This window comes from Flavonifractor sp. An9 (assembly GCF_002161245.1).
GTDB classification, from domain to species: domain Bacteria; phylum Bacillota; class Clostridia; order Oscillospirales; family Oscillospiraceae; genus Flavonifractor; species Flavonifractor avicola.
This window is the reverse complement of record NZ_NFHC01000016.1, coordinates 1-23,814: the sequence shown is the minus strand read 5'-3', so window position 1 is coordinate 23,814 and position 23,814 is coordinate 1. Positions and strand designations below refer to the sequence as shown.

The 23,814-nt window shown below is 56.4% G+C and carries 20 protein-coding genes; 13 read left to right on the top strand and 7 right to left on the bottom strand.

Annotated elements, in window-relative coordinates; all coding sequences use genetic code 11:
• Window positions 1–79 precede the first annotated feature (79 nt).
• Window positions 80–397 (bottom strand): hypothetical protein, encoded by a 318-nt coding sequence (locus tag B5G40_RS10775; RefSeq protein ID WP_087399606.1) that lies wholly within the window; start codon window positions 395–397, stop codon window positions 80–82.
• A gap of 200 nt (window positions 398–597) precedes the next feature.
• On the opposite strand from B5G40_RS10775, the gene B5G40_RS10770 reads away from it, so the two are divergent.
• Window positions 598–1,383 (top strand): hypothetical protein, encoded by a 786-nt coding sequence (locus tag B5G40_RS10770; protein ID WP_087399605.1) that lies wholly within the window; start codon window positions 598–600, stop codon window positions 1,381–1,383.
• Between the two features lie 62 nt (window positions 1,384–1,445).
• Here the strand turns inward: B5G40_RS10770 and B5G40_RS10765 are convergent, their stop codons facing one another.
• The 4 genes from B5G40_RS10765 to B5G40_RS10750 all read right to left on the bottom strand — a co-directional run bounded on the left by B5G40_RS10765 (window position 1,446) and on the right by B5G40_RS10750 (window position 7,134).
• Complete coding sequence (locus B5G40_RS10765) at window positions 1,446–2,477, bottom strand: threonine aldolase family protein (RefSeq protein ID WP_087399604.1); 1,032 nt, start codon at window positions 2,475–2,477, stop codon at window positions 1,446–1,448.
• 65 nt (window positions 2,478–2,542) lie between these two features.
• Window positions 2,543–4,225 (bottom strand): glutamine--tRNA ligase/YqeY domain fusion protein, encoded by a 1,683-nt coding sequence (locus B5G40_RS10760; protein WP_087328657.1) that lies wholly within the window; start codon window positions 4,223–4,225, stop codon window positions 2,543–2,545.
• An 87-nt stretch (window positions 4,226–4,312) separates the two neighbouring features.
• Window positions 4,313–5,476: a YibE/F family protein gene (locus B5G40_RS10755; protein WP_087399603.1), complete on the bottom strand. Its 1,164-nt coding sequence runs from the start codon at window positions 5,474–5,476 to the stop codon at window positions 4,313–4,315.
• 95 nt (window positions 5,477–5,571) lie between these two features.
• Entirely contained in the window at window positions 5,572–7,134 is a 1,563-nt protein-coding gene (locus B5G40_RS10750) for an alkaline phosphatase (RefSeq protein ID WP_087399602.1), read from the bottom strand.
• 191 nt (window positions 7,135–7,325) lie between these two features.
• Here B5G40_RS10750 and B5G40_RS10745 point away from each other — a divergent pair, with 191 nt between their 5' ends.
• The 3 genes from B5G40_RS10745 (at window position 7,326) to lysS (ending at window position 10,170) form a co-directional block, all read left to right on the top strand.
• On the top strand, window positions 7,326–8,051 hold the full coding sequence (locus B5G40_RS10745) for a hypothetical protein (RefSeq protein WP_087399601.1): 726 nt from the start codon (window positions 7,326–7,328) through the stop codon (window positions 8,049–8,051).
• A 130-nt stretch (window positions 8,052–8,181) separates the two neighbouring features.
• Entirely contained in the window at window positions 8,182–8,655 is a 474-nt protein-coding gene (gene greA, locus B5G40_RS10740; RefSeq protein WP_087328662.1) for a transcription elongation factor GreA, read from the top strand.
• A gap of 12 nt (window positions 8,656–8,667) precedes the next feature.
• Window positions 8,668–10,170, top strand: a complete 1,503-nt coding sequence (lysS, locus tag B5G40_RS10735) for a lysine--tRNA ligase (protein WP_087399600.1) — start codon at window positions 8,668–8,670, stop codon at window positions 10,168–10,170.
• A 170-nt stretch (window positions 10,171–10,340) separates the two neighbouring features.
• Here lysS and B5G40_RS10730 read toward each other — a convergent pair whose 3' ends face one another.
• Both B5G40_RS10730 and B5G40_RS10725 read right to left on the bottom strand, forming a co-directional pair.
• Window positions 10,341–11,570 carry a site-specific integrase gene (locus B5G40_RS10730; protein WP_087221583.1) on the bottom strand — a complete coding sequence of 410 codons (1,230 nt, stop codon included), beginning with the start codon at window positions 11,568–11,570 and terminating at the stop codon, window positions 10,341–10,343.
• A 57-nt stretch (window positions 11,571–11,627) separates the two neighbouring features.
• Window positions 11,628–11,828 carry a hypothetical protein gene (locus B5G40_RS10725; RefSeq protein ID WP_006573960.1) on the bottom strand — a complete coding sequence of 67 codons (201 nt, stop codon included), beginning with the start codon at window positions 11,826–11,828 and terminating at the stop codon, window positions 11,628–11,630.
• 933 nt (window positions 11,829–12,761) lie between these two features.
• Between B5G40_RS10725 and B5G40_RS10720 the strand changes: the two genes are divergently transcribed.
• The 9 genes from B5G40_RS10720 (at window position 12,762) to B5G40_RS10680 (ending at window position 23,699) form a co-directional block, all read left to right on the top strand.
• A complete protein-coding gene (locus B5G40_RS10720; RefSeq protein WP_087221585.1) occupies window positions 12,762–13,826 on the top strand; it encodes a YqaJ viral recombinase family protein in 1,065 nt (354 codons plus the stop codon).
• Window positions 13,827–13,842: 16 nt separating this feature from the next.
• Entirely contained in the window at window positions 13,843–16,116 is a 2,274-nt protein-coding gene (locus tag B5G40_RS10715) for an SF1B family DNA helicase RecD2 (protein ID WP_087221587.1), read from the top strand.
• A gap of 68 nt (window positions 16,117–16,184) precedes the next feature.
• Complete coding sequence (locus tag B5G40_RS10710; RefSeq protein ID WP_087221589.1) at window positions 16,185–17,273, top strand: hypothetical protein; 1,089 nt, start codon at window positions 16,185–16,187, stop codon at window positions 17,271–17,273.
• Between the two features lie 74 nt (window positions 17,274–17,347).
• Window positions 17,348–19,090 carry a YodL domain-containing protein gene (locus B5G40_RS10705; protein WP_343286734.1) on the top strand — a complete coding sequence of 581 codons (1,743 nt, stop codon included), beginning with the start codon at window positions 17,348–17,350 and terminating at the stop codon, window positions 19,088–19,090.
• A 10-nt stretch (window positions 19,091–19,100) separates the two neighbouring features.
• Window positions 19,101–19,352, top strand: coding sequence for a hypothetical protein (locus B5G40_RS10700; RefSeq protein WP_058963802.1), 252 nt, complete (start codon window positions 19,101–19,103; stop codon window positions 19,350–19,352).
• Window positions 19,353–19,425: 73 nt separating this feature from the next.
• Window positions 19,426–20,400, top strand: coding sequence for a Cas9 inhibitor AcrIIA9 family protein (locus B5G40_RS10695; protein WP_058963801.1), 975 nt, complete (start codon window positions 19,426–19,428; stop codon window positions 20,398–20,400).
• An 11-nt stretch (window positions 20,401–20,411) separates the two neighbouring features.
• On the top strand, window positions 20,412–20,957 hold the full coding sequence (locus B5G40_RS10690; RefSeq protein ID WP_058963800.1) for a DUF7666 domain-containing protein: 546 nt from the start codon (window positions 20,412–20,414) through the stop codon (window positions 20,955–20,957).
• A gap of 1 nt (window position 20,958) precedes the next feature.
• Complete coding sequence (locus tag B5G40_RS10685; protein ID WP_087221593.1) at window positions 20,959–23,151, top strand: PcfJ domain-containing protein; 2,193 nt, start codon at window positions 20,959–20,961, stop codon at window positions 23,149–23,151.
• Window positions 23,152–23,216: 65 nt separating this feature from the next.
• Entirely contained in the window at window positions 23,217–23,699 is a 483-nt protein-coding gene (locus B5G40_RS10680; protein WP_087221595.1) for a hypothetical protein, read from the top strand.
• Window positions 23,700–23,814 lie beyond the last annotated feature (115 nt).

Here is a 23,814-nt window from a genome sequence, read left to right as displayed (position 1 = left end):
CTTTATGATCGCTATGTTTAGGTATGGTGCGGTATACCTAAAAACACAGCCCGCAAGATTGTACCTGCGGGCCGTGCTTTTAGATTCTGTTGTCCAGAGAATCTGCCTGGGCTTCCAGCTCATCGATGCGGGCGGTTAGACGGTCCGCCTGGTCTCTCAGGCGAAGAACCAGCGCCTCCTGGGTGCTGTCACCCGCGGGCCCCTCTGTCAGCCGGGCCAGATCATCCTCCAGATTGTCCAGCTGTACCTGAAGGGTACTGATCTGCCGCTCCAGGACCCGCAGCATCTCACTGTTGTCTTGTTCCTCCTCCAGAATAGAAAAGCCGGTGGATGCCTCCAGCAGTTCGGTTTCATCCGCGTCATCCAGTTCAAAGTTGTGGTTCCAAGGTCCATTCATATTGGCTACGTCCTTCCGGTCAGAATTTATTTGATAAGCTCGACGGCATTCTTGGTTTAGTTCTATTGTAGCAGAGAGCTGTGATCATGAACAGACAGACAAAAATAAAAAATTTTTTTGCCTGGTATAAAACCAGAGGTCATGCCGGTGGCTCTTACTATTGACATCGCGAGATGGACCGAATGACAGGAGGAAAGAAAATGAAAAAGAGAGTGGTTATGATTCTGATGGCGCTGAGCATTGCCTGTACGGCGACAGCCTGTTCTTCCGGTGAGGATCGGGTTATGGAATGGTGTGAAGAGTCCTTTTCCCAGACAGAAGAACAATGGTATCAGGAAACTGAAGAGATTATGGCGGAAGAGGAGTATCTGGGCGGCCTGCTGGAGACTGGCCCTGTGGACATAGATCAGCTGCCTTCCATCCTGGAGCCCATCCCTGGATATTACCCCTATGTAATCCGCTTCTATAATCAAGAAGGAGAACTGGCGCGGGATTTGGTACCTGGCTTTTTGGTGGACGGCGGGCGCTATACCATCCAGGATGCAATAGAAGAAGATATCATCACGGGCGTGGCTGCCTATACGGCGGATGGATACCCTTGCAAGGTAAGTGAACTGGCAGAAGTGGTGGATTGGGAAACTGGAGCCCACCAGTTAACCTGGAGTGCTGTCTATGTGTTTTATGTGAAGGAAGGTCTGGACGTTGAGATTGTGCCCTACGCGGGTGATGATTTGCTCATGGCAGGCAGCCTGACCAGCTTCACCATGTATTGGGGAAGGGCAATGCAGGAGAAATTTGGATACGGATGGACTTATCAGGTCTGTGCTCTGGAGCCTGAGGTGGGAAGCAGTTTGGATGGTACGGTAGGCGTGATCGAGGATCATATGGACTGGATACAGGGGCCCAGTGCTACCAGTGGAGTTGTCCACTACTATTGTTATTTGGCCAGAGAGAACTTTGAAACCGTAGAAATGGGTGGCTGGTAAACTGTACCACCCCGTAAAAAACGCCTGTGGCCAAGAGGCCACAGGCGTTTTCAGAGCAAATTTTACTTGAGGTCGGGCAGAACGGAGAGGAACCCGTCCACGTCGGCCTCGGTGGTGTGGAAGCAGCACACAAAGCGGACCACGGTGTGGTCCTCATCGTAGGGACACCAGTCCTCATACTGGCATACCTCATCCAGCACCGGCTTTTTGTCATTGGGAGCAATGACGAACACCTGGTTGGTGGGGGACTCCACCCACAGCTTCCAGCCTTTGGCCTTCAGGCCCTTCTGGAGGCGGGCGGCCATCTCGTTGGCCTGACGGCCCATCTTGAAATACAGATCATCCTCAAAGAGGGCCAGGAACTGGGCACCCTGAATCCAGCCCTTCTCCATCACGGCCAGCATACGCTTCTTCATCCGGAAGAAGCCCTGGGTCAGCTCGGGCCGGGTGATGACCAGAGCCTCACCAAACATGGTGCCGTTCTTGGTGCCGCCGATGTAGAAGGCGTCGCACAGGTGGGCAAACTCAGGCAGGGTCAGGTCGTTGGCGTCGGAGGACAGGGCGCAGCCCAGACGGGCGCCGTCGATGAAGAGGTACAGGCCGTTCTCGCGGCAGAAGGTGTACAGGGCGGTGAGCTCTGCCTTGGTGTATACAGCGCCATTCTCGGTGGCGTTGGAGATATACACCAGACCGGGCTCGGTCAGGTGCACGTCCTGGTGGAGCTTCAGCAGGGGGATCAGCTGCTCGGGGACGATCTTGCCGTCGGGAGAGGCGGGAACGGTGAGGATCTTGTGGCCGGTGGCCTCGAAAGCGCCTACCTCGTGGCCGTTCAGATGGCCGGAGTCGGGGCAGATGGCCGCCTGCCAGGGCTTGAGCAGGAAGGCGCAGGCCAGCACGTTGGCCTGGGTACCGCCCACAACAAACTCTACCATGGCGTCGGGGCAGCCGCATACCTGGCGGATGCGGTCTTTGGCCCTGGCGGTGTACTTGTCGTCGCCGTAACCGATGTTGCCCTCCAGATTGGCGGCGCACACCGCCTCCAGCACCTTGGGATGGGCGCCAAAGGAATAGTCGTTGCGGAACCAGTATTTCATGTCTATGACCTCCATACAGGCGGCCCGGGGTACATCAGTCCCGCCGGGCCGTCTCAAATTACACTTTAAAATTTAAAGCTGTCTTTCAGGCTCACAGAACGGTTGAACACCAGGTGGCCGGGGGCGCTGTCTTTGTTGTCGGCGCAGAAATAGCCCTGGCGCAGGAACTGGAAGGAGGCGGGAGCCTCCACATTGGCAAGACCGGCCTCCACCTTGGCGCCGGTCAGTACCTCCAGGGAGCCGGGATTGAGGCAGTCCAGGAAGTTCTTGTCGCCGGCATCGGGATCGGCATCGGTGAACAGGTTGTCGTACAGCCGCACCTCGGCGTCCACCGCGGTGGCAGCGTCCACCCAGTGGATGGTGGCGCCCTTCACCTTGCGGCCGTCGGCGGGATCGCCGCCCTTGCTGTCGGGATCGTAGGTGGCAAAGATCTCGGTGACATTGCCGTTTTCATCCTTGGCGCAGCCGGTGCACTTGATGAGGTAGGCACCCTTCAGACGGCACTCGGGGCCGTCGGGATAGAGACGCTTGTACTTGGGCACCGGGGTCTCCAGGAAGTCCTCGGCCTCCACATACAGGTTGCGGGAGAAGGTGATCTCACGGCTGCCGGCGGCAGGATCGTTGGGATTGTTCTCCACGGAGAAGGTCTCGCTCTGGCCCTCGGGATAGTTGGTGATGGTGAGCTTGACGGGGCGCAGCACCGCCATCACACGCTGGGCGGTCAGGTTCAGGTCCTCCCGCAGGCAGTGCTCCAGGAAGGCGTACTCCACGGTGGAGGCAGCCTTGCTCACGCCGTTGCGCTCGGAGAAGTTGCGGATGGCCCGGGGGGTGTAGCCACGGCGGCGCAGACCGCACAGGGTGGGCATACGGGGATCGTCCCAGCCGGACACCCGGCCCTCCTCCACCAGCTGGCGCAGCTTGCGCTTGCTCATGACGGTGTAGTTGATGCCCAGTCGGGCGAACTCGATCTGCCGGGGCTTGGCGGGCACATCGCAGTTGGCGATGACCCAGTCGTACAGGGGCCGGTGATCCTCAAACTCCAGGGAGCACAGGGAGTGGGTGATCCCCTCCAGGGCGTCCTCCAGAGGATGGGCAAAGTCGTACATGGGGTAGATGCACCACTTGTCCCCCTGACGATGATGGTGCATATGGTTGATGCGGTAGATGACAGGGTCGCGCATATTAAAGTTGCCGCTGGCCAGATCGATCTTAGCGCGCAGGGTCATGCGGCCGTTTTCAAACTCGCCGGCCCGCATCCGGGCAAACAGGTCCAGGGACTCCTCGATGGGACGATCCCGGTAAGGGGAGCGGGCGGGGGTATTCACATCGCCGCGGTACTCCTTGAACTGCTCGGGGGTGAGCTCGCACACATAGGCCAGACCCTTCTTGATGAGCTCCACGGCATACTCATACATCTTGTCAAAGTAGTCAGAGGCGAAGTAGAAGCGGTCGCCCCAGTCGTAGCCCAGCCAGTGGATGTCCTCCTGGATGGCCTCCACATACTCCACGTCCTCCTTGGTGGGGTTGGTGTCATCCATGCGGAGGTTGCAAAGACCACCGTACTTTTCGGCAGTGCCGAAGTCTACAAAAATTGCCTTGGCATGGCCGATGTGCAGGTAGCCGTTGGGCTCCGGGGGGAACCGGGTGTGGACGGTCATGCCTTGGAACTGACCACCCTGGGCGATGTCCTCGTCGATGAAATCATGGATGAAGTTCTGCGTCATGGTGGGGTTCAGCTCTTCTGGCATTTGGTTTCACTCCTTTATCTTAATACGAACCAATATTTTACCCCGGAACTGGAAAAAAAGCAAGAGCTCAGCAAAAAAGGAGGCGGATTATTCCGCCTCCGGGAGGGACTGCTGCTTTTTGCGGCCCGCCAGCAGAAAACCGCTGGTCAGGGCAGTAAAGGGAGCCACCGTGACCAGACCGAAGGAGCCCACGATGGTGTGGACAATCTCAGAGGCCACATATTTATAGTTAAGGATGTTCCAGATGGGGGTGCCCTGGGCCATAAAAACCATCAGCAGGGCGATGTAGCCGCCGGAGTAGGCCAGCAGCAGGGTGGTGGTCATGGTGCCCATGGCGGCCCGGCCCACATTCATGCCGGAGCGCACTGCCTCCCAGCGGGAGATGTCGGGCCGCTTTTCCACCACCTCATAGACGGCGGAGGTGATGTCCACGCTCAGGTCCATCACCGCGCCGGAGGAGCCGATGAAGATGGAGGCCATGAAGATCTGGGTTAGGTTCAGGTTCTGATACCCGGCGTAGAGCAGACTCTCCGAGTAGGCCATCACCGCGCCGTGGATCTGGAACAGATCGGTAAACAGAATGCCCAGCACACAGGTCACCAGCACACCCAGAAAAGCGCCGGATACAGCAGACAGGCACCGGCGGTCAAAGCCGTAGACCAGGGCGATGATAAGCAGAGTGAGTACCAGGGTTACCAGCAGGCCCATGAAGATGGGATTCCAGCCGTTGAGGTAGAGAGGGACCAGCACCTTCCACAGCATGAGCACCGTCAGTACAAAGGAAGCGATGGCCCGCACGCCGGTGCGCCCGGCGAAGAGAATGAGGAACACGGCGAAGATGCCCGCCAGGATGGCCTCCTTGCCGATGCGGTAGTGGTCGGTCATGGTCACCGAGATGATCTCGTCTCCCTGGTAGCTTACCACCACCATGGCCTTGTCGCCGGGAGCAAAAAGCTTGTCCTGCTCCAGAGAGCCGTTGAGCATATTGACGCCGGTGGTAGTCTGGCCCTTGAAGCGGCCGCCCAGAAGCTCCAGGGTGCAGCGCTGCTCGCCGGAGCGGACCAGGCCGGTGTCGATGATGGCAGAGTCGTCCACCGCTGTTACCAGGGCGGTACAGCGGTCGGCCTGCTGATATTGCAGGGCTCCCTCAAAGCCGGTGGGGATCAGGATCAGAAAGAGGATCAGAGCCAGACAGATGGCAAGGGGCGCGTAGTAGCGGCGTTTATTGGGGTCCAGGAGAAGGGATGTCATGAAACAGATCGGTCCTTTCGTATGGGCAAAAAGGATGCGGCATAAGCCGCACCCTTTTTGCTGTCTGTAAACGGGGGTGGGAAGGGAAGAGAAAGTTACTGCACGTTCAGCATACCGGCCAGCTTGTTGAAGATCTCGGTGTTGTCGTAGTAGCCGTTGAACTGCTCGGCATTGACGCCGTGGGCCAGCACGGCCACGGGCAGGCCGGTGTGGCTGTAGGAGGTAAAGGACACGCCGGACTTGTTGTTCAGGATGTGGGTGATGGTGACGGTGAGGGGCTCGTAGGTGCCGTACATCACATACTCCTGCTGCTCATCCATGCCGGTGGCAGTCTCGTTGATGCTCTTCTCATAGGCGGTCTTGATCTGGGACAGCTCGTAGGGGGTAAGTACCAGCTTGTCGCCCTCCTCGCCCTGGGTCTTCAGGCCAAACAGGGTCTCGATGTCGGCCAGAACATCCTCAAAGGAGGTCTTGTTCTCCTTGTAGGCGGCAACATAGTCGCTGTCATACTTGGCGAAGGAGATCTTCTGGGACTCCAGCAGGTTCAGGTAGGTGTCGTAGTCGGTGCCGGCAAAGCCGATGGTCAGACCGCCGGTCTCGTGGTCGCCGGTGACCAGGATCAGGGTTTCATCGGGATGCTCCGAGGCGAAGTCGATGGCTACCTGCACCGCGTCAGCCAGAGCCTTGGTATCGTGGATGGAGGAGGCGGCGTCGTTGGCGTGGCAGGCCCAGTCGATCTTGCCGCCTTCGCACATCATGAAGAAGCCGTCCTCATCCTGCTCCAGCACCTCGATGCCCTTGGAGACGTGGTCAGCCAGGGACCACATCTCGTCGGTGCGGTCCAGTTCGTAGGCCATGGCGTCGCCGTCGGCCAGATGCTCGTCAACAATGATCACAGGACCCTCGGTGACCTGCTCGGCCTCGGCCTGGGTCTTGACCACGTTGTAGCCGGCCTGCTCGGCCAGGGCGTACAGGTCCTCCTGGTCCTCGTCGGCGCCGGTGGGCTTGAGGAGACCGCCGCCGGCGAAGTACTCAAAGCCGGAATCCACCAGCTCCAGGCCGATCTCGTAGTAGTCGTTGCGGCTGGCCTGATGGGCATAGAAGGCGGCGGGAGTGGCGTGGTTCAGGTTGACGGAGGAGATGACGCCCACGCTCATGCCCAGCTGGTCGTGGACCTTCTCGGCGATGGTCTCATAGGGGGTGGTGCCGGTCTCATCCATGTTGATGGTGCCGGAATAGGTTTTGTGGCCGGTGGAAATGGAGGTTGCGGTAGAGGCGGAGTCGGGGCAGAAGCTGTTGGAGTCGTAGGTAACAGCGGAACCGGCGGCCTCAAAGTTCATAAAGTTCAGATAGGAGGGGCCGTCCAGAACGGCGCCGCCGTTGTCGTCCAGACTGGGCTCGGCCTGCCAGTAGTCGGCGTCATTCAGAGCACCCAGGTAGTCGGCGGTGGACTGGATCTGGGGATAGCTCATGCCGTCGCCGATGAACAGAAACACATACTTTGGGGTTTTGACGGACTGGTTGGACAGGTTCTGTGCCTCCACCGTAGGGGTGGCGCTGGCTTCGGGGGTAGAGACGGCAGGGGCGCTGCAGGCGGCCAGAGCGGTGCCGAAGGACGCTGCGGCCAGGGTGATCGCCAGGGGACGCTTCCAATTCATATTTGATTCCTCCAAAATCGGGTTCAATCTTAATCTCTCCAGAGACATATGCATCATACCCGAAGGAAAAATTAAGCGCTATCATCCTACGGTAAAGGTGTGCAAAATCAAGGTAAGGCATTGTAAAGAGCCGGAAAAGTAGAGCGGAATACCAGAAAGGAAAAAGCATAGGCTGTAGGCGAGGTGACATTATGGTGGGAATCATGGAATGGAAGGCGGAAAAGGGCCGCAGAGTCCGGGTAGAACGGGATTGGCTGCTGGGGCTGCCCTGTCAGCGGGCCACAGTGCCGGTGCGGGAGGGGATGAGGGAGCGGACCAGGCTACGGCGGGTAGCCCGGGGAGCCAGAGAGCTGGTCCGGAGGGGGGTGCGCCGGGTGCTGACCCAGGCGGAATTTCCCTGCTGGGAGGCGCTGGAGGAGGCGGGATTGCGTTCGGTGGAGACAGAGGCCTTTTGTCAGATGCTGGCCCCTGCGCTGGCATTGGCGGCCCTGCGCTGCCGGGACCGGCGGCCGGAGCAGGCGGCGGTGCTGCTGTCCGGGACGGGGGTAAGTCCGGCCCTCTTCCGGGCGGCAGAGCAGTTATGTTCCCAAGTGCGGGATCTAGTGGTAGACGCCGGGGAGGAGGGGGAGGAACTGGCCGCCTGGCTGAGGGCGGAGTTTGGGGCCGCGGTGCGTCCTCCGGACAGGGTGGAGGCCGATGTGACCCTGTGCTTCGGCCCGTCTGCGGCGGAAGGGGAGACGGTGTTCCGACTGTACGGTCCCATACCCGATCTGGCGGGCTTTCTGCCTGCCATCAGAGGGAAAACGCTGCCTTCCGGATTGGACCGGCTCCCCCTGCTGGCCCTGCTGTGGGAAGAGGGGCGGATCAGTCAGGAGCAGCTCAACGTTCTGCCACCTAATACCAAATTATTAACTTGACAGGAGGTGGTAAACTACATATAATATCGTATTAACGTAGCGGAGTGTTTTCGTTCTGAATTTATGGGAGTCCGTATTGGCTCCATCCTGATAGAGTAAAAGCAATCAAGGAAAGGTGTGCGCGATCGACATGGCGAAAGAATTCAAACTCAGCGCTGAGCGCTTGGAGGAATTGAAACAGGAGCTGAATTATCTGAAAACCGTCCGTGAAAAAGAGGTGGCCGATCAGATCAAGGAAGCCCGCTCCTTCGGCGATCTGTCTGAGAACAGCGAGTACGACGAGGCCAAGAACGAGCAGGGCAAGCTCTACTCCCGCATTGCGGAGGTGGAGAACATCCTGGCCAACTATGTGATTATCGAGGAGCATGAGAGCGACCCCAACTCCGTCCGTTTGGGTTCCACCGTCAAGGTGCTGGACCTGGAGTTTGAGGAGGAGGAGACTTACCAGGTGGTGGGTTCCCAGGAGGCCGACCCCATGAACGGCCGCATTTCCGAGGATTCCCCCTTCGGAAAAGCCCTTCTGGGCTGCGCGGTAGGCGCGGAGATCCAGGTGGAGGCTCCCGCCGGTGTATTAAGGTATCGTATCCTAGAGATTCAAAAGTAAGGAGCAAAAGCAATGAGTACTGAAGAGAGAAGCGTCAATCAGCCCGAAGAGCAGAATCTGTCCGAACAGCGACTGATCCGCCGCGCCAAGCTCAAGGAGCTGCAGGAGGCGGGCCAGGACCCCTTCCAGATCACCAAATATGTGGTGAAGCATCACTCTGCCGATATTAAGGAGAACTTCGAGGCCCTGGAGGGCTCCGAGACCTCCATCGCCGGCCGCATCATGTCCAAGCGCGGCATGGGCAAGGCCATGTTCTGCGATCTCCAGGACGTGAAGGGCCGCATTCAGCTCTACGTCCGCATCGATGAGCTGGGCGAGGAGGCCTTCGCCAAGTTCAAAAAGATCGACATCGGCGACATCGTGGGCGTGGAAGGCGAGGTGTTCAAGACCAAGCGGGGCGAGATCTCTGTGAAGGCCCATAAGGTGACCCTTCTCTCCAAGTCCCTCCAGCCCCTGCCCGAGAAGTTCCACGGCCTCACCGACAAGGAGATGCGCTACCGCCAACGGTACGTGGATCTCATTATGAACGAGGACGTGCGCCGCACCTTCCAGATCCGCACCGCCTTCATCAAGCACGTGCGCAAGTATCTGGACGACCGGGACTACCTGGAGGTGGAGACCCCCGTCCTCAACACCATCTCCGGCGGCGCCACCGCCCGGCCCTTCATCACCCACCACAACACCCTGGACATCGATATGTATATGCGTATCGCCACCGAGCTGAACCTGAAGCGGCTCACCGTGGGCGGCTTTGAGCGGGTGTATGAGATCGGCCGTATCTTCCGCAACGAGGGCATGGATCCCAAGCACAACCCGGAGTTCACTACCATCGAGCTGTACGAGGCCTATGCCGACTTCCACGACATGATGGACATTGCCGAGGGCATCCTGTCCACCGCCGCCCAGGACATCCTGGGCTCCTACCAGGTGAACTGGCTGGGCGTGGACATCGATCTGACTCCCGGCTGGCCCCGTCTGACCATGATCGATGCGGTGAAGCAGTATGTGGGTGTGGACTTCGACGCCATCTCCGACGACGAGGAGGCCTGCAAGGCCGTGGAGGCCGTGGGCATCGATATGGAGGGCTGCGAGCGCACCTGGGGTACCGCCCTGTACGAGGCCTTTGACCAGCGGGTGGAGGAGAAGCTGGTACAGCCCACCTTCATCACCATGTACCCGGTGGAGGTCTCTCCGCTGACCAAGCGGTCCCCCAAGGATCCCCGCCTCACCGAGCGGTTTGAGCTGTTCATCAATCACTGTGAGTTTGCCAACGCTTTCTCCGAGCTCAACGATCCCATCGACCAGCGGGGCCGCTTTGAGCACGAGCTGGCCCTCCGGGACATGGGCAATGACGAGGCCGGCATGATGGACGAGGACTTCATCAACGCCCTGGAGTACGGCCTGCCCCCCACGGGCGGCATGGGCATCGGCATTGACCGCTGCGTCATGATGCTCACCAACTCCGACTCCATCCGCGACGTCATCCTGTTCCCGACGATGAAGCCCTTGGACTAAAATTCCACAATATATAGTGTCTGACGAAACCGGACGGCACAAGATGTAGCAAAAAGGGCTTACAACTACAACTTTTCTACAACTTTTGCTTGAAATCAGACGGCATCAGACGGGCCAAAATGAAGGGCAAATCCGTGTTTTTTATGCGGATTTGCCCTTTTTTGCAATTTTCACATTAGCACCAAATTACCCTTGATTGCCTCTGCTTTTTCCCTCATGTTTTCTTGCGTAATATGCGTGTAAATATCCATAGTTGTGGAAAAATCAGCGTGGCCCATCACTTGCTGGATAAACTTGATGTCGTTGGTGCTTTCACAGAGCCGCGTGCAGAATGTGTGTCTCATGTTATGTACGCTAAAATGCGGCAGCAGTTCCGGCTCACGATCTTCCAGTTCAGCCTGATCCATTTCTTCGGCGTTGTAGGCGATGGAGATACGCTGGATGGCCCGATTGATATTATGGGCACTGAGAAAGTAACCTTCCCGATTCCTAAAAAGGAAACCGTGATACCCATTCATCACAAGGTCTTCCGGATAGAGTGTGTCCATGACTTCAATCAATGTGCGGAGCTGTTCAGCAACCTGCGGATACAGGATAGGGATGGTGCGGGTGCCGCTGGCTGTTTTAGGGGTGGTGATATGAAAACCTGCTTTCCCATCAATCACGCGATAGATCAAGTTGTGATTGACAGAGATGGTGTTGTTCTCCAGGTCCACATCATTTTTAGTTAAGCCGGTACATTCCGCAACACGCATTCCCGTACCGAGCAGTACGACCATGACAGGCAGCCAGTGGCTATACATCGGTGACTTGGAAATGAACCGAAGGAAGTTCTTCTGCTGTGTCATGGTCAGCGCGATTCTTTTCTTCGGGGGCGCCCCGGCTCCCTCTGTTTTGAGAGAGCGGTAGACGCCTTTGCTTGGATTTTTTCGGATGTAGTCATCATCGACCGCCAATTCAAGCGTGGGGTGAATCAGGTTATTGATGCTTTCCAAGGAATTGACCGCAAAGCCTTTTTTCAAAAGCTTCGTGTAAAATGTCAGGATGTCGCTCTTTCGGATGTTGGGCAGGGGAATGTTGGCAAACGGCTCATCCTTCACATAGTTGCTCCAAAGATATTCGTAATTCGCCCGTGTAGAAGCCTTTAACTGGATCTTCGTATCCATGAGGACTTTGAACATATCATTTAGGGTGATTTTCATAGCCTCCTGGGTGCGAATACCGTCTTCGCTGTCACGGTTGAGCACTTTTTCTTTGGCCCGCAGGCTGGCAAGGTCAAAATCATAAATGTACTTTTTCTTCTTACCCAGCTTATAGACAAACATATAGCTGCCGTCTGAGCGTTGTGTTTCTCCTGGCCGCAGGTTGCGGCCTTTGTTGTCTTTTCTAACTTTTGGCATAGGCTGATACCTCCCGATGTTTTGTGTGTTGCTGTGCCCGGAATGGGCAAGGTTCTGTTAGCATGAGATCTCGTACAAATATTCCTTCACGCGCTGAACGCTCCAAAGGACACGAGAATTCATGGTAATGCGGGCGTGGGCCAGGTCGCCGATCTGGACGGCCGTGTGCCGCCCGCAGTCGAGCAGTTTGCAAAGCGATTCCGTATCGACCGCCAAGCACTGATCCGGTGAAAGGTCATTGGGTTTTCTTTTTTCCATAATTGCCCTCCTTTATTTGCAATTACATATATCCTTTACTGTTTGTAGAAGAAGGTTTTCAACAAAAACAATGAAGTCATTCAAATTCATCGGGAAGTGTAGTGTCTCTTCCAAAGGCCATTTCCTGCGCCGGGGCGTTCCGCCGCGTATTGCCAGGGCCCGCTGTGCGGTATTTCAATCGTGGGCGGGCTCCATGTGGTCATCGCACACTGTCCGCGATCCCTGTATAACTCCAATGGAAAAGGTTATGGGGCTTGTCAAGGTACAAAAAGAGCGTGCAGACCGGCTACGGAATCCCATGCCATGTCTGTACGCCCTATATATAGGAGATGGCGGCCAAATTTCTGCAAATCCTGTGCCTTTTGATGAGTTTTTTTGAGCGAGCCATTTTCAGTGGCAGAAAGATACTATATATAGATGATATTTCTTGACTAACGCAAGATATTGTGCTACACTGTTTCTGTAATTGATTTTTGTGCGTTTTCCCCTTGTGGGATACAGACTTAGTTTCTGTACCGCGGATTGAAAAATCTGCATTGCACACGCAGTCAAGATTGTACTTGTGCCAGTAGTATTACTGCGCCCCTCTGGGCCGGTATATTACTGGCTTTTTTATTTTTCCGGGACTTTTGCTCCCGTCAGCGAGGATGACTTTGGTTCATAGGCAGCTATGGACATCAGGCGTTACGCCCTTTGTCACCCTCGCTTTTTTTCTGCCCAAATGCCGGAAACGGCTTTGAGGATATACCACAATTACAGAAAGGCAGGTATGAACATGAATGTAAAAAAGCGGAGTCAGGAGTCTCTGACGAGTAAGAGGAAACCGGTGGCGAGCTGGCGGCAGTACCAGAAGCTGAACCAAACCGCACAGAAGCATTGTCCGGTGATTCGGGCACCCGTCATTCCCCGTAGAACGCGGAGGGGGTGTTGAGTATGCCGGTAGGCAGTGTGGCTGTCAAAGAGCGGCATCAGCCCCTGGTGCTGGTGGATACGGCAGGCTTGTCCGAAGAAGAATGGCTTGCCTACCGCCGGAAAGGTATTGGAGGCAGCGATGTTGCAGCTCTGCTGGGCATTTCACCGTGGCGGACGGCCCGGGATCTGTTTTATGACAAGCTGAACATTGCCGTGGTCGAGGACCATGAGGACAACTGGGTGGCCCTGGAGATGGGACACCTGTTGGAACCGCTGGTGGCGAAGATCTTCCAGCACCGGACCGGCTACAAGGTCTATCAGATCAAAAAGATGTTCCAGCACCCGAAGTATCCCTGGATGCTGGCGGATGTGGACTACTTTGTAGAACTGCCGGACGGCACCACCGCTATTCTGGAGATCAAGACCACAAACTACAACGCCAAAGACAACTGGTGGCTGGATGGTGAGGAAACCATTCCGGCCTACTATGAGTCCCAGGGGCGGCATTACATGGCTGTCATGGATGTGGACCGCTGTTTCTTCTGCTGCCTGTATGGCAACAACGAGCAGGAAAGTATTATCCGTGATATGCAGAGGGATCTGGCCTATGAGGATGAGATGATTTTTCTGGAACAGGATTTCTGGGAAAACCATGTGCTTACCAGAACACCGCCGCCTTACACCGAGGATGGAGACCTCGTGATCGAGAGCGTGCGCCGGTACACCGGCCCCGCTGACAAGGAGGCCCCCGCTGTGACACTCGATTTGTCTCTGACGGCCAAGCTGATGCGTTTTCTCCAGCTTCAGGAGCAGAAAAAAGGCGCAGAAGCCGGCAACAAGAAGATTGAGGAAGATATGAAGCGGCTGAAGGCTGCCATCATTGCCAAAATGGGGAAAAGCTGCAAAGCCATTTGCCAGCAGGATGGGGTGAACTATACCGTCACTTACAATCCGATACGAACCCCTGGTATCGACAAGGATAATCTGAAACGGTTGAAGCTGGACCACCCGGACATTTACGAACAATATGTGACTGTCTCAGTGTCACGCCGGTTCGTAGTCAAGTGTGACGGCGAGGCGGCATAAAAGGAGGGAAAAAGAAGTGATCCATAGAGGAACTTATGACGGGACGATCTACCACAACCCCGTAAACAGGTTCTGCATCATCAGCGTAAAAACCGCTGATAAGGAGGTGCCCCAGGAGGCTCGTTCCACCCGCCGGTACAGAGATCATCTGATCCGCTTTGTTGCGACGGGCTATGAACTGCCCCGCACGGACGCGGTAGAGCTGGAACTGGACGGCGAATGGACAAAGGGCAAATATGGTGTGCAGCTTCAGGTGGAACAGTGGCGTGAGATCGTTCCCAAGACCAAGGACGGCGTGGAAGGCTATCTGGCCTCCGGCCTCATCAAAGGCATCGGGCCGGCGACTGCCGCGCAGATCGTCTCCCGGTTTGGCGTGGAAACGCTGGATATTCTGCAAAACCATCCCGAGCGGCTGCTGGAGGTCAAGGGCATTACGGAAAGCAAGCTGGAGGACATCAAAACCTCGTATGCGGAGAGCCGGATGCTCCAAGACCTGATGACGCTGCTCTCCCCATTCAAGATCACGCCGAAAACGGCTCTGAAGATCTACCAGCACTTTGGACCCGCCAGCGTGGACATCTTGAAAAAGAGTCCCTTTGAACTTTGCCAGGTGTCCGGTTTTGGATTTCTCCGGGTAGATGCCATCGTTCAGAAAAACGGCGGCGACCTGCATGACCCCATGCGGGTCAAAGGCGCACTGTTCTGGGCGCTGGAGGACAGCAAGGGCGGCAAAGGACATTTGTTCCTGCCTGGTGAAGCTTTGCGGAAGGAGGCTCTTCGGCTTCTCAACGCAAAAATCCCCGTCCCGTCTCTCCGGCTTCATGAACAGGAGGTCGCGGATGTGCTTCAGGACATGATTCTTCATGGCGAGGTGGTATCCGTCAAAGATAACATCTACCTGCCCCGCACATTCGCACAGGAAGATGAAACGGCCCGGCGTATTGCCATGCGGCTAATAGAGCCGTCTGCGCCGGAGCGCATTGAGCAGGCGCTGGAGCAGGTCAAGCGTGAAATGGGGCTTGTGCTGTCTTCCAAACAGGAGGCAGCGGTCTACGCGGCTTACCGCCACAGCCTGTCCATTATCACAGGTTCTCCCGGCACCGGCAAGACAACGGTGCTCAAGACCATTTTGGAAGTCTACCGCCGCCTGCACCCGAAAGGTGAAATCGTTCTGATGGCACCGACCGGCCGTGCCAGCCGTCGCATGGCGGAAAGCACTGGCTTTGACAAGGCGCGGACGCTCCACAGCGGCCTGGGCCTTGGCAGTGAAGAAGATGACGCCAACCGCAGCAGACAGCAGGAGCCGTTGTCGGCGGACCTGATCATCGTGGACGAGTTTTCTATGGTGGATATGTGGCTGGCAGACAAATTTTTTTCCCGCATCAAGGATGGGGCCCGTGTCGTTCTTGTGGGCGACCCCGATCAGCTCCCCAGCGTGGGCGCCGGGAATGTGTTCCGCGAACTGATCGACTGCGGCCTGATTCCCGTCACGGTACTGGACCAGATCTTCCGCCAGTCCAAGGACAGCCTGATTGCTTATAACGCCAAGTTTATCAACGAGGGCAACACCAAGCTGTACTTTGGGCCGGACTTTGTATTTATGGCAAGCGATAACCAGGCAGAGGCCGCGGAGCGGATCATCGCCCGTTACTGCCGGGAAATCGCGGAAAGCGGCATTGACCGGGTGCAGATTTTGTCCCCCTTCCGTTCGGAAGGCGCCGCGTCGGCGGAACAACTCAACGAGGCCATCCGCGAGGTGGTCAACCCGTTCCGCTCTGCCGAGGAAGAAATCAAAATCGGCGTCAAAGTGTTCCGGGTAAACGACCGGATCATGCAGACCAAAAACACCGCCAAGGTGTCCAACGGCGACCTGGGATTTATCCGCTATATCAAAGACGATGAAGATGGCAAGCGTATCGGTCTGGACTTCGGTGTGGGCCGAGAACTGGAATACAGCGTAGAGGATATGGTCAATCTGGACCTTGCCTACGCCACCACCATCCACAAGGCAATGGGCTCTGAGTATGAAACGGTCATCATGCCGCTTTTGAAAGCGCACACCGTCATGCTCTACCGCAACCTGCTCTATACCGGCATCACCCGAGCCAAAAAGCGCGTGGTGCTGATCGGCCAAAAGCAGGTGCTGTTTATGGCGATCCACCGGAATGAAATCGTCAAGCGGAATACGCTTCTGGGCACGCGCATCGGTATGTACTATAAGGCCTATGCCAAGCGGGCCGGAATCCCGGTCCCGGCAGCTCTGGAAGAAGAACTGAAATACGCTGGTTAAAAAAGAGGCGCAAGGTGCAGAAAATTGCCCGGCGTCTCCTATTTATTACACAGGAAGGAGTATATAACATGAACGAAAACAATGCGAAAACGATGTACGAAGCTGTGCCTGCGGCCTCTGAACTGAACAAGGTGCCGGGCTTTGACCCGCTCAAGTTCCTCCGCCGCACCAAGGACACCTTGAAGCTGGATCTGCCTTATCAGAAACTCTGGTTCCGCATGGCCCATCCCAATGGCCGTATGAGTCTGACGGCGCTGCGGATCACAGAGCAAATGGCGATTTTTGAGGCCAAGGTGTTTCTGGACCGCAGTGACGCGGAGCCGTTCAGTATGAGCACGGCCCAGCAGACTACTCAGGACAGCCGCGATTTCGTAAAAGCCGCCCAGAATGAGGCGCTGAGTCAGGCCCTTACGGACGCCGGTTTTGGCATCCAGCTGATCAGCGCCGGCGCCCAGGCTGAACTGATGGAGAAAAGCTCCGGAGCGGCTGTCAAAAAGGCCGCAGAACCGCCTGCCGGGCCGACGGCACGCACGACACCGCCGCAGAAGCCCCACAGCGCCCCGCAGAAGGGCGATACGCCTGCTGAGGTGAAATCCCCTGCCAGCCCCATCAAAACGCCGCAGAGGGCGTTTGAGGCCGAAAAGGCGGCAACCGTGACAACGGCCCCGTCGAAGGAAAGCACTGCTTCGGAAGCGGTGGAGCAGCACCTGCCGGTAGAGCCTGAGAGGACATTCGATACGCTCCCGGTTGGGCCTTCGCCAAAGACAGAGCAGCCGGTGGCTGAGAGCGAACAGTCGCATGAATTGCCTGTCCGCGGCAATGTAACGGAGCTGCCGGTCCAGCACACGGAGGAATCCGAACCTGCCGCCGAGCCTATGCAGCCCGAAGATGACGCTGCCGGGGCGGCGGATACTGCGGTGGATACCCCCTCTTACACGAAGGACACGCCTATGGAGGATATTCTGCAGGTCATGACGCTGGAACAGGCCCAGCAGGTCATCGTAGACGATGGCATCTGCAAGGGCATGACGATTGCCCAGGTGGCTGAGAAGCGGCCTGTCAATCTGCGGTACTACCTGATCCCGGGCAAGAGCAAGAACAACATGGTCCGCGCGGCCGCACAGCTGGTTTTGGATTCGCTTCAAAAGGCCGGCTGATATGGCCGCCGGCGAGGGCATGAAGGGAGGAATGACAGATGGGCTCGTACCCGGATGAATTTCCCTTCGGTATCATGGAAGTTGTGGAACTGCTGCACCTGCGGGTCAGGCGCCAGCAGGCAAACAGCGTCTATGTGGACTGCCCGTTCTGCGGCGACCGCCGCGGGCGGATGAATGTCAATTTCGTCAAAAATGTCTGGCGGTGCAATCACTGCGACGAACATGGCGGAATGCTGGCGCTATATGCAAAATTGAATCACACGACGACCTCTGACGCTTATTGGGAAATTGCAGAAGCTCTGTGTGACAATACCCACGAGGAACACGCACGCTCCGGGAATGAAGCCCAACAGCAGCCGGTCAGCACCGGGTCCCCATCTTCGGGGGCCCGGGCGGCCGCTGCAGGTCATTCTTCTTCCGAGCGAAAAACTGTGCCGCAGTCGGACAAAGCCAGCCCGGCCGAGATCCACCAGACGCTATCCCTACTGCTGGCCCAGCTTACGCTGCGGCCGGCACATCGGGAACATCTGCGCTCACCAAAGCGTGGGCTGTCTGATGAACAAATCGAGGCGCTGGGCTTTAAGAGTACCCCGCCGCCCTTCTTATGCCGCTCTATCACGGACCGGCTGATCAGGCAGGGCTGCAGGGTGCAGGGCGTACCCGGATTTTACCGGGACGACAGCGGCCATTGGACAATGGCATTTTATAAGAAGACCTCCGGCATTCTGATCCCCGCCGTAGGCTTTGACGGGCGGCTGCAGGGATTCCAGATCATGCTGGATGTGCCGCTGAAACACAAGGATGACCCGCCGGAGAAACCGGGGGCCAAGTACATCTGGTTTTCCTCTTCCTCAAAGACAGACGGGACAGGCTCCGGCAGCCCGGTACATCTGATCGGTGACCCATCCGCCCGGGTGGTCTATGTGATCGAGGGGCTGCTGAAAGCAGATATTTCCCATTGTCTGACCGGGCGCACCTTTGCCGCGATTGCCGGGGCCAACAACACCAGCCCGCTGGACCCGTTGTTTGCCCTTTTGGCGCAGAACGGCACGGAGGAAATCATTGAAGCCCACGATATGGACAAGTACAACAATCAAATGACGATGGCCGGGGCGTCGAAAATTTATCTGACGGCCCGGAAGTATGGCATGAACTGCCGGAGGCTGACCTGGAATCCCAACTATAAGGGATTTGACGATTGGCAGCTGGCACTTCGCCGGGAAAATCAACGGAGAAAGGAGATCGATAGACTTAGTTTTAAGGCGCAGTACCTCCGCGGTTTGTGTGAACTGGCGCATATTGAGGACTGCATCGAACTATGGCAGCACTTGGCTGAAAACAAAACCTGCCTGACGGAGTATCTTGGTTTGACCAGAGAGGAACATGAAACCTTCCTGCGGCAAGGCAGGGATGCCCTCGGCACCCTGCTGGAACCCCAGCGGCGGAAACAGAGATTTGTGCTCTATCAGTTGGAACTGGACGAGCAAAAAGCGATCCCATTTGCTTTCAAGGAACTTGCGGCGCTGCAAAAGGCCGGCTATGAACAGCCGCCCGCCGCCATGTACCGCATGGCCGGGTCTGGCGAAGTCTACTGCCCGGTGGAACAGAGCGACGCAGAGATTTTGAAGCGCCTGTTTGCTGACTGCCGGGAGGAACTGCCGGAGGGCTGCCACGGGCGGCCAATGGCGCTCTCTGATGTGGTAGAACTGGACCATTCTCCACGAAGGATCTACTACTATGTCAATGGGGAGCATGAATTTCCGCAGGTCAAGTTTTCCCCCATGCTTGCCAAAAAGGACATCAAAGAAGGGACATAAAGAGGCTTCAATGGTTGTTGTGAATGAGACGAAGAGAGGGCAACTTCTGGCGCTTCTGGAGCAATGCGCCCATCTGAACGCTGATGTGCGGCCCCGCACGGATAAGGGATATTTTACGGTGACGGTCCCGCCGCCGTGGAATGGCCCGGCCCAGCGGAAAGCCCAGGAGGTGCAGGACAGGATCAAAAAGTGGTCGGAGCAGTATCCCAATGTGATATGTTACTGTTTCGACAGCTTCAGCACACTACTCTATGTGCTGTGACACAGGTAAACGATGGCATGGAACAGGTTTTATCCTGATCCATGCCATTTTTGTCAACGGAAAGGAGTTTATTATGGGATATTTTTCGGAAATGTCGCTGGATATGCAGGAAGGCCGCAAACCGTCTGCCGCCTCGCTCACCCGCGAGTGCGCTTTTGAGGACGGGGAGAACTTTGACGAGCTGCCGGTGCCGCCGGCTGACCGTCAGCCCGTACCGCCTGCCGCAGAGCCGGCGCCGCAGCCTGCTTTTGAGGACGATGAAGATTTGAGCGAGGTCCCGGAAAAGCAGGGACAGCCTGACGAGGCAGGGCCCCCCGCTGAAGAAACCGATGACGGGGACAATGCCGATGAGGGGCAGGCGGAGCCTGCCAAGGCCGATACCTCCAATGCGGACGCTGACGAGGAACAGCGACGTGCCGAGCATGAGGCCGCCGAAGCCAAACGGAAGGCTGAGTGGGAGGCGAAACAGGCGGAAAAGAAGAAGGCCCTGCAGGAACAGATGGACCGCTTGGCCGCCATGAGTGACGATGAGGTGGTGGCTGCCTCCATGCAGCGGGTCAGCGGCGATGTGGAAAAGCTGACCCGGCGCAATATGAAGGAGTGCGTGTCGGAGTATATCCAGACCAAGTGCCTGGAAGACCCGGCATTTGCCCGTCTCACCATGCACCCGAAGAAAACGATGGTCCATTGTTTCCAATACATCAGCCGCAAGGCATGGGAGTACATCCAGGACGAATTGAAAGCAAACGGCATCCAGCCGGGCCAGGGCAGCCAGGGGTATGGCTGCGATATTCCGGATGACCTGTGCTATCAGTGGTCGGAGGACTATTTCCGCGATCCGGACGCCAAAGAGGACCAGGAGCAGGAAGAAAAATTTGTCCCCCGCCCCTACTATGGCAAGTCTTCCGTGAAGTCCTCCAAGAAAAAGAAAACCGAGAAAAAACCTGCTGAGAAGAAAAAGCCGGAGCCTAAGCCGGCGCCGGAGAAAAAGCCTTCTGCTGACGGGCAGATGTCTCTGATGGATTTTGGCATGGCAAAAGCAGGCTGAGGAGGCAGAGCATGATTGCATATAAAGGGTTTCGTCCCGGCATGATCTGCATTGATTACCAGTTTCAGATGGGCCTCAATGTGACTGATAAGGCCAACTGCCGGCAAAATGGCTTCCACTGTGCGGAGAACCCGCTGGATTGCCTGAACTATTACGGAGATATCGACCATTCGGAATATTATATCGTCAATGCCGGCGGGGACATTGACGAGGACGAGGTAGATTCCAAAATCTCCTGCACTGAGCTGACGGTCCTCAAACGGCTGACGAAAGAGGAACTGCTTCTCCATGGCCTCGCTTTTATGGCAGACCATCCCAAGCGGGAATGGAACAGCCATGTGCGGAAAGACCAGGCAGAGGCGTGTGACGGTTATGCGGCCGTCCGCGGCGCTGATCCCATAGCCAAGGGCCGCCGGAAAGGCGATGTGTTGGCGTTTGCCAAGGAAGACCCGGCCACCGGCTGCATCCAGCAGATCGTGGTGGCTACCATTGATGGAAAGACACTTCTGCCCAATGTCTGGTATGGGGTGGATCTTGAGAAAAGGATGGTGAGTTAATTTGAAGAAATCCATGCTTCAAGCGATGCCGGCGCTGACGGCATCGCAGGAGATGAAAGAAGTGGCGATAGCGGATGAGCCAAAAAAGGAGACGACTTATTATGGCCACACCTATACTACCCGCACCTATTTCGCGTTTATGAACTGTCTGGTGCAGGATGGCGTTCTGAAAGCCGCCTTTTTTCTGCCGGATCATCTGCGGCTGGATGGTAATAATCCTGCTTATGAGGTATTTATCGACAAGGAAAACCGCCAGTTTTTGACCTACGATCACTTGGAGAAAAAGTGGCGGGATGCAAAACTGGACCGTTTGGAATGGCCTGGCAGGAACTACTACGCTACCTGCTGGGTCAGCGAGGAAGATGCGGCCTTGGTTCAAGACTATTTTTCCGGCGAGCGCGGTGGCGATCTCGGCATTCTCGACTTTCAGAGGAATGTGAGGGACGAACAGCTGGAACGGCGCCACAAACGGATCACTGACCCATGGGACAAGGATCTGGCGCAGGTGCCGAAATTGCCAAAAGATTGGAAGCGGTGGGCCGACAAGGTGGCCGTGCGGGAAAATTTTATATTTTACCATTACAAGCGCGGCGGAGCCAAAACCGGTTACTGCACTTTCTGCGGGAAGGAGGTGCCCATTTCCGGGCATCCCTACCACAACAAAGAGGGACGCTGTATCCGCTGCCGCCATCCTGTGGTGTTCAAGGCTTTGGGGCGCGCAGGCTATTTTCAAACAGATAAGTATTATGCTTATCTGGTCCAGCGGTGCAGGGATGGATTTGTCGTTCGGGAATTCCGGGCGGACAGGACCTACCGAAAGGATACCCTGCCGCACAGCGAGCCCTATTGGCATGAGTTCCGGCGTTCGATTTATGACCGCACCGGCGAAATCCGTTCCTATTACTGGGGGATGTACTGCCAGCGGGAAACACGCTGGATCGCGGGAAGCCCCTGCTATTATGCTTATTATGGTGATCAATCCGGCCGGGTATATGGAAAGACTTTGCCCAGCCTGGAGAAAAAAGAACTTCGTCAAACCGGCTTGGCCGAGTGGATACGAAGCCATCCGATCACTGATCCCGAAAAATACCTGGCAGTCTGGAAAAGGCTTCCCCAGATGGAGCAGATCTGGAAGGCTGGACTGCAGCGGCTGACAAAGGAGTGTTTCCATAACTGCGACAACGTGCGGAAGCTGGTGCTGAACCCCAGTGAGCCCGGGCTGATCCGCGCTCTGGGCCTGGATGCCTCAAAATTCCGCCGCCTGCGTCAGATGGATGGAGACACAGAAACTTTGGCCTGGCTGCAGCTTGAGAAGCGGACCGGACAGCGTATTACGGACGACATGCTGCGCTGGAGCAAAAAGGAACAGATCAGCGCCAAGGATCTGGTGTTTATCGCAGACCGAATGAGCCTGGTGCAGATCAAAAATTATCTGGAGCGGCAAAAAGAGTATTTTGATGGCAGCTGCCAGCAGGCGCTGACCACCTGGCAGGACTATCTTGCTATGGCGGAACGGCTGCACTATGACACCAGCGATGAGATCGTCTACCGTGTGCGCAAACTGCGCCAGCGGCACGATGAACTGGTCCTTCAGAGTGAAGCCGGGAGCCTGGAAGAGCAGGCGTCGAAAATGGCGGCGAAATATCCCCATGTCAATGCCATCTGTGTGGAACTGCAGGAAAAATATGCCTACAGCGATGACGACTACACGGTGCTTGCGCCCCAAGACATCTTTGAAATCATCAAGGAGGGGCGGATGCTTCATCACTGTGTCGGCAATGATGGCGCCGGCGAGCGGTACTATGACCGCATGGAACGCCGGGAAAGCTTCATCATGTTCCTGCGCCGGACGGAGGAACCTAACGATCCCTACTATACTCTGGAGATTGAACCAGATGGAACAGTTCGTCAGAAGCGCACTTTGTTTGATCGGCAGTATGAAGATATTGAACAGGCAACAGAATTCCTGATCAAATGGCAGAAGGTCATTGCGGCCCGCCTTACCGGCCGCGACCTGAAGCTGGCCGAACGGAGCCGTGAGCTGCGGAAAGAGGAATTTATCCAGATGCGAAAAGACCGTGTGATTATCCACACCGGGCATCTGGCTGGCCGTCTGCTGGCAGATGTGCTGCTGGCCGACTTAATGGAAAATACGGAAGTCATGCAGCCGCAGGCGTTACCTGCCGCCGCGTGAGACAGGTTCAATGGCCGGGCGTCCTTTGGGGCGTCCGGCCCACTTTTATAGAATGGAGGTCCCTGATGGGGAAAAAAGGATTTGAGTATGAGATACGCGGTTACAGATATGCGCCTGAGAGTTTCCGTGCTTTTAAAGGGCTGCCGGGACAGAAAATGGAGCAGATCCCATTGTCAGACGAACAGCGTCAGAAGATGGGCTATCTCTGCCTGACCCAAGGCGGCAAAGCCGGCATGGCCTATGTAAAACGCATCGAGCGGGAACGGGCGCGAAAATGCCATTACTACAAAACCTATGGCTTTTTTCTCAAAGACGAACCGCACAGGTATGTGTATTGCCCCAGCCTTTGGTGCAGGGAGAGCGATACTCCAGAGGCACGACTGGATATCCTGCGCCTCTATCGGGAGCATCTGGCCCAGACCGGCGGGCGTATCGAACAGAGTACGCAATGTGAGTTTGACGAACATTTCCGCCCAGTTCATGTGCGGAAAAATTATGTGGTTGCCGATTTGAGCCGGCCGCTTGTGGTCTGGCTCTATGCGGCGTGAAAGACCTGCTAATAAAAGTCAAGTAGAAATTTCAGATTTTTAGGGAGGCGAAAAAATGCAATACAAAATCAAGCCGCTGAGCATCTCAAAATTAAAACGGCGGCCAGCCAGATGG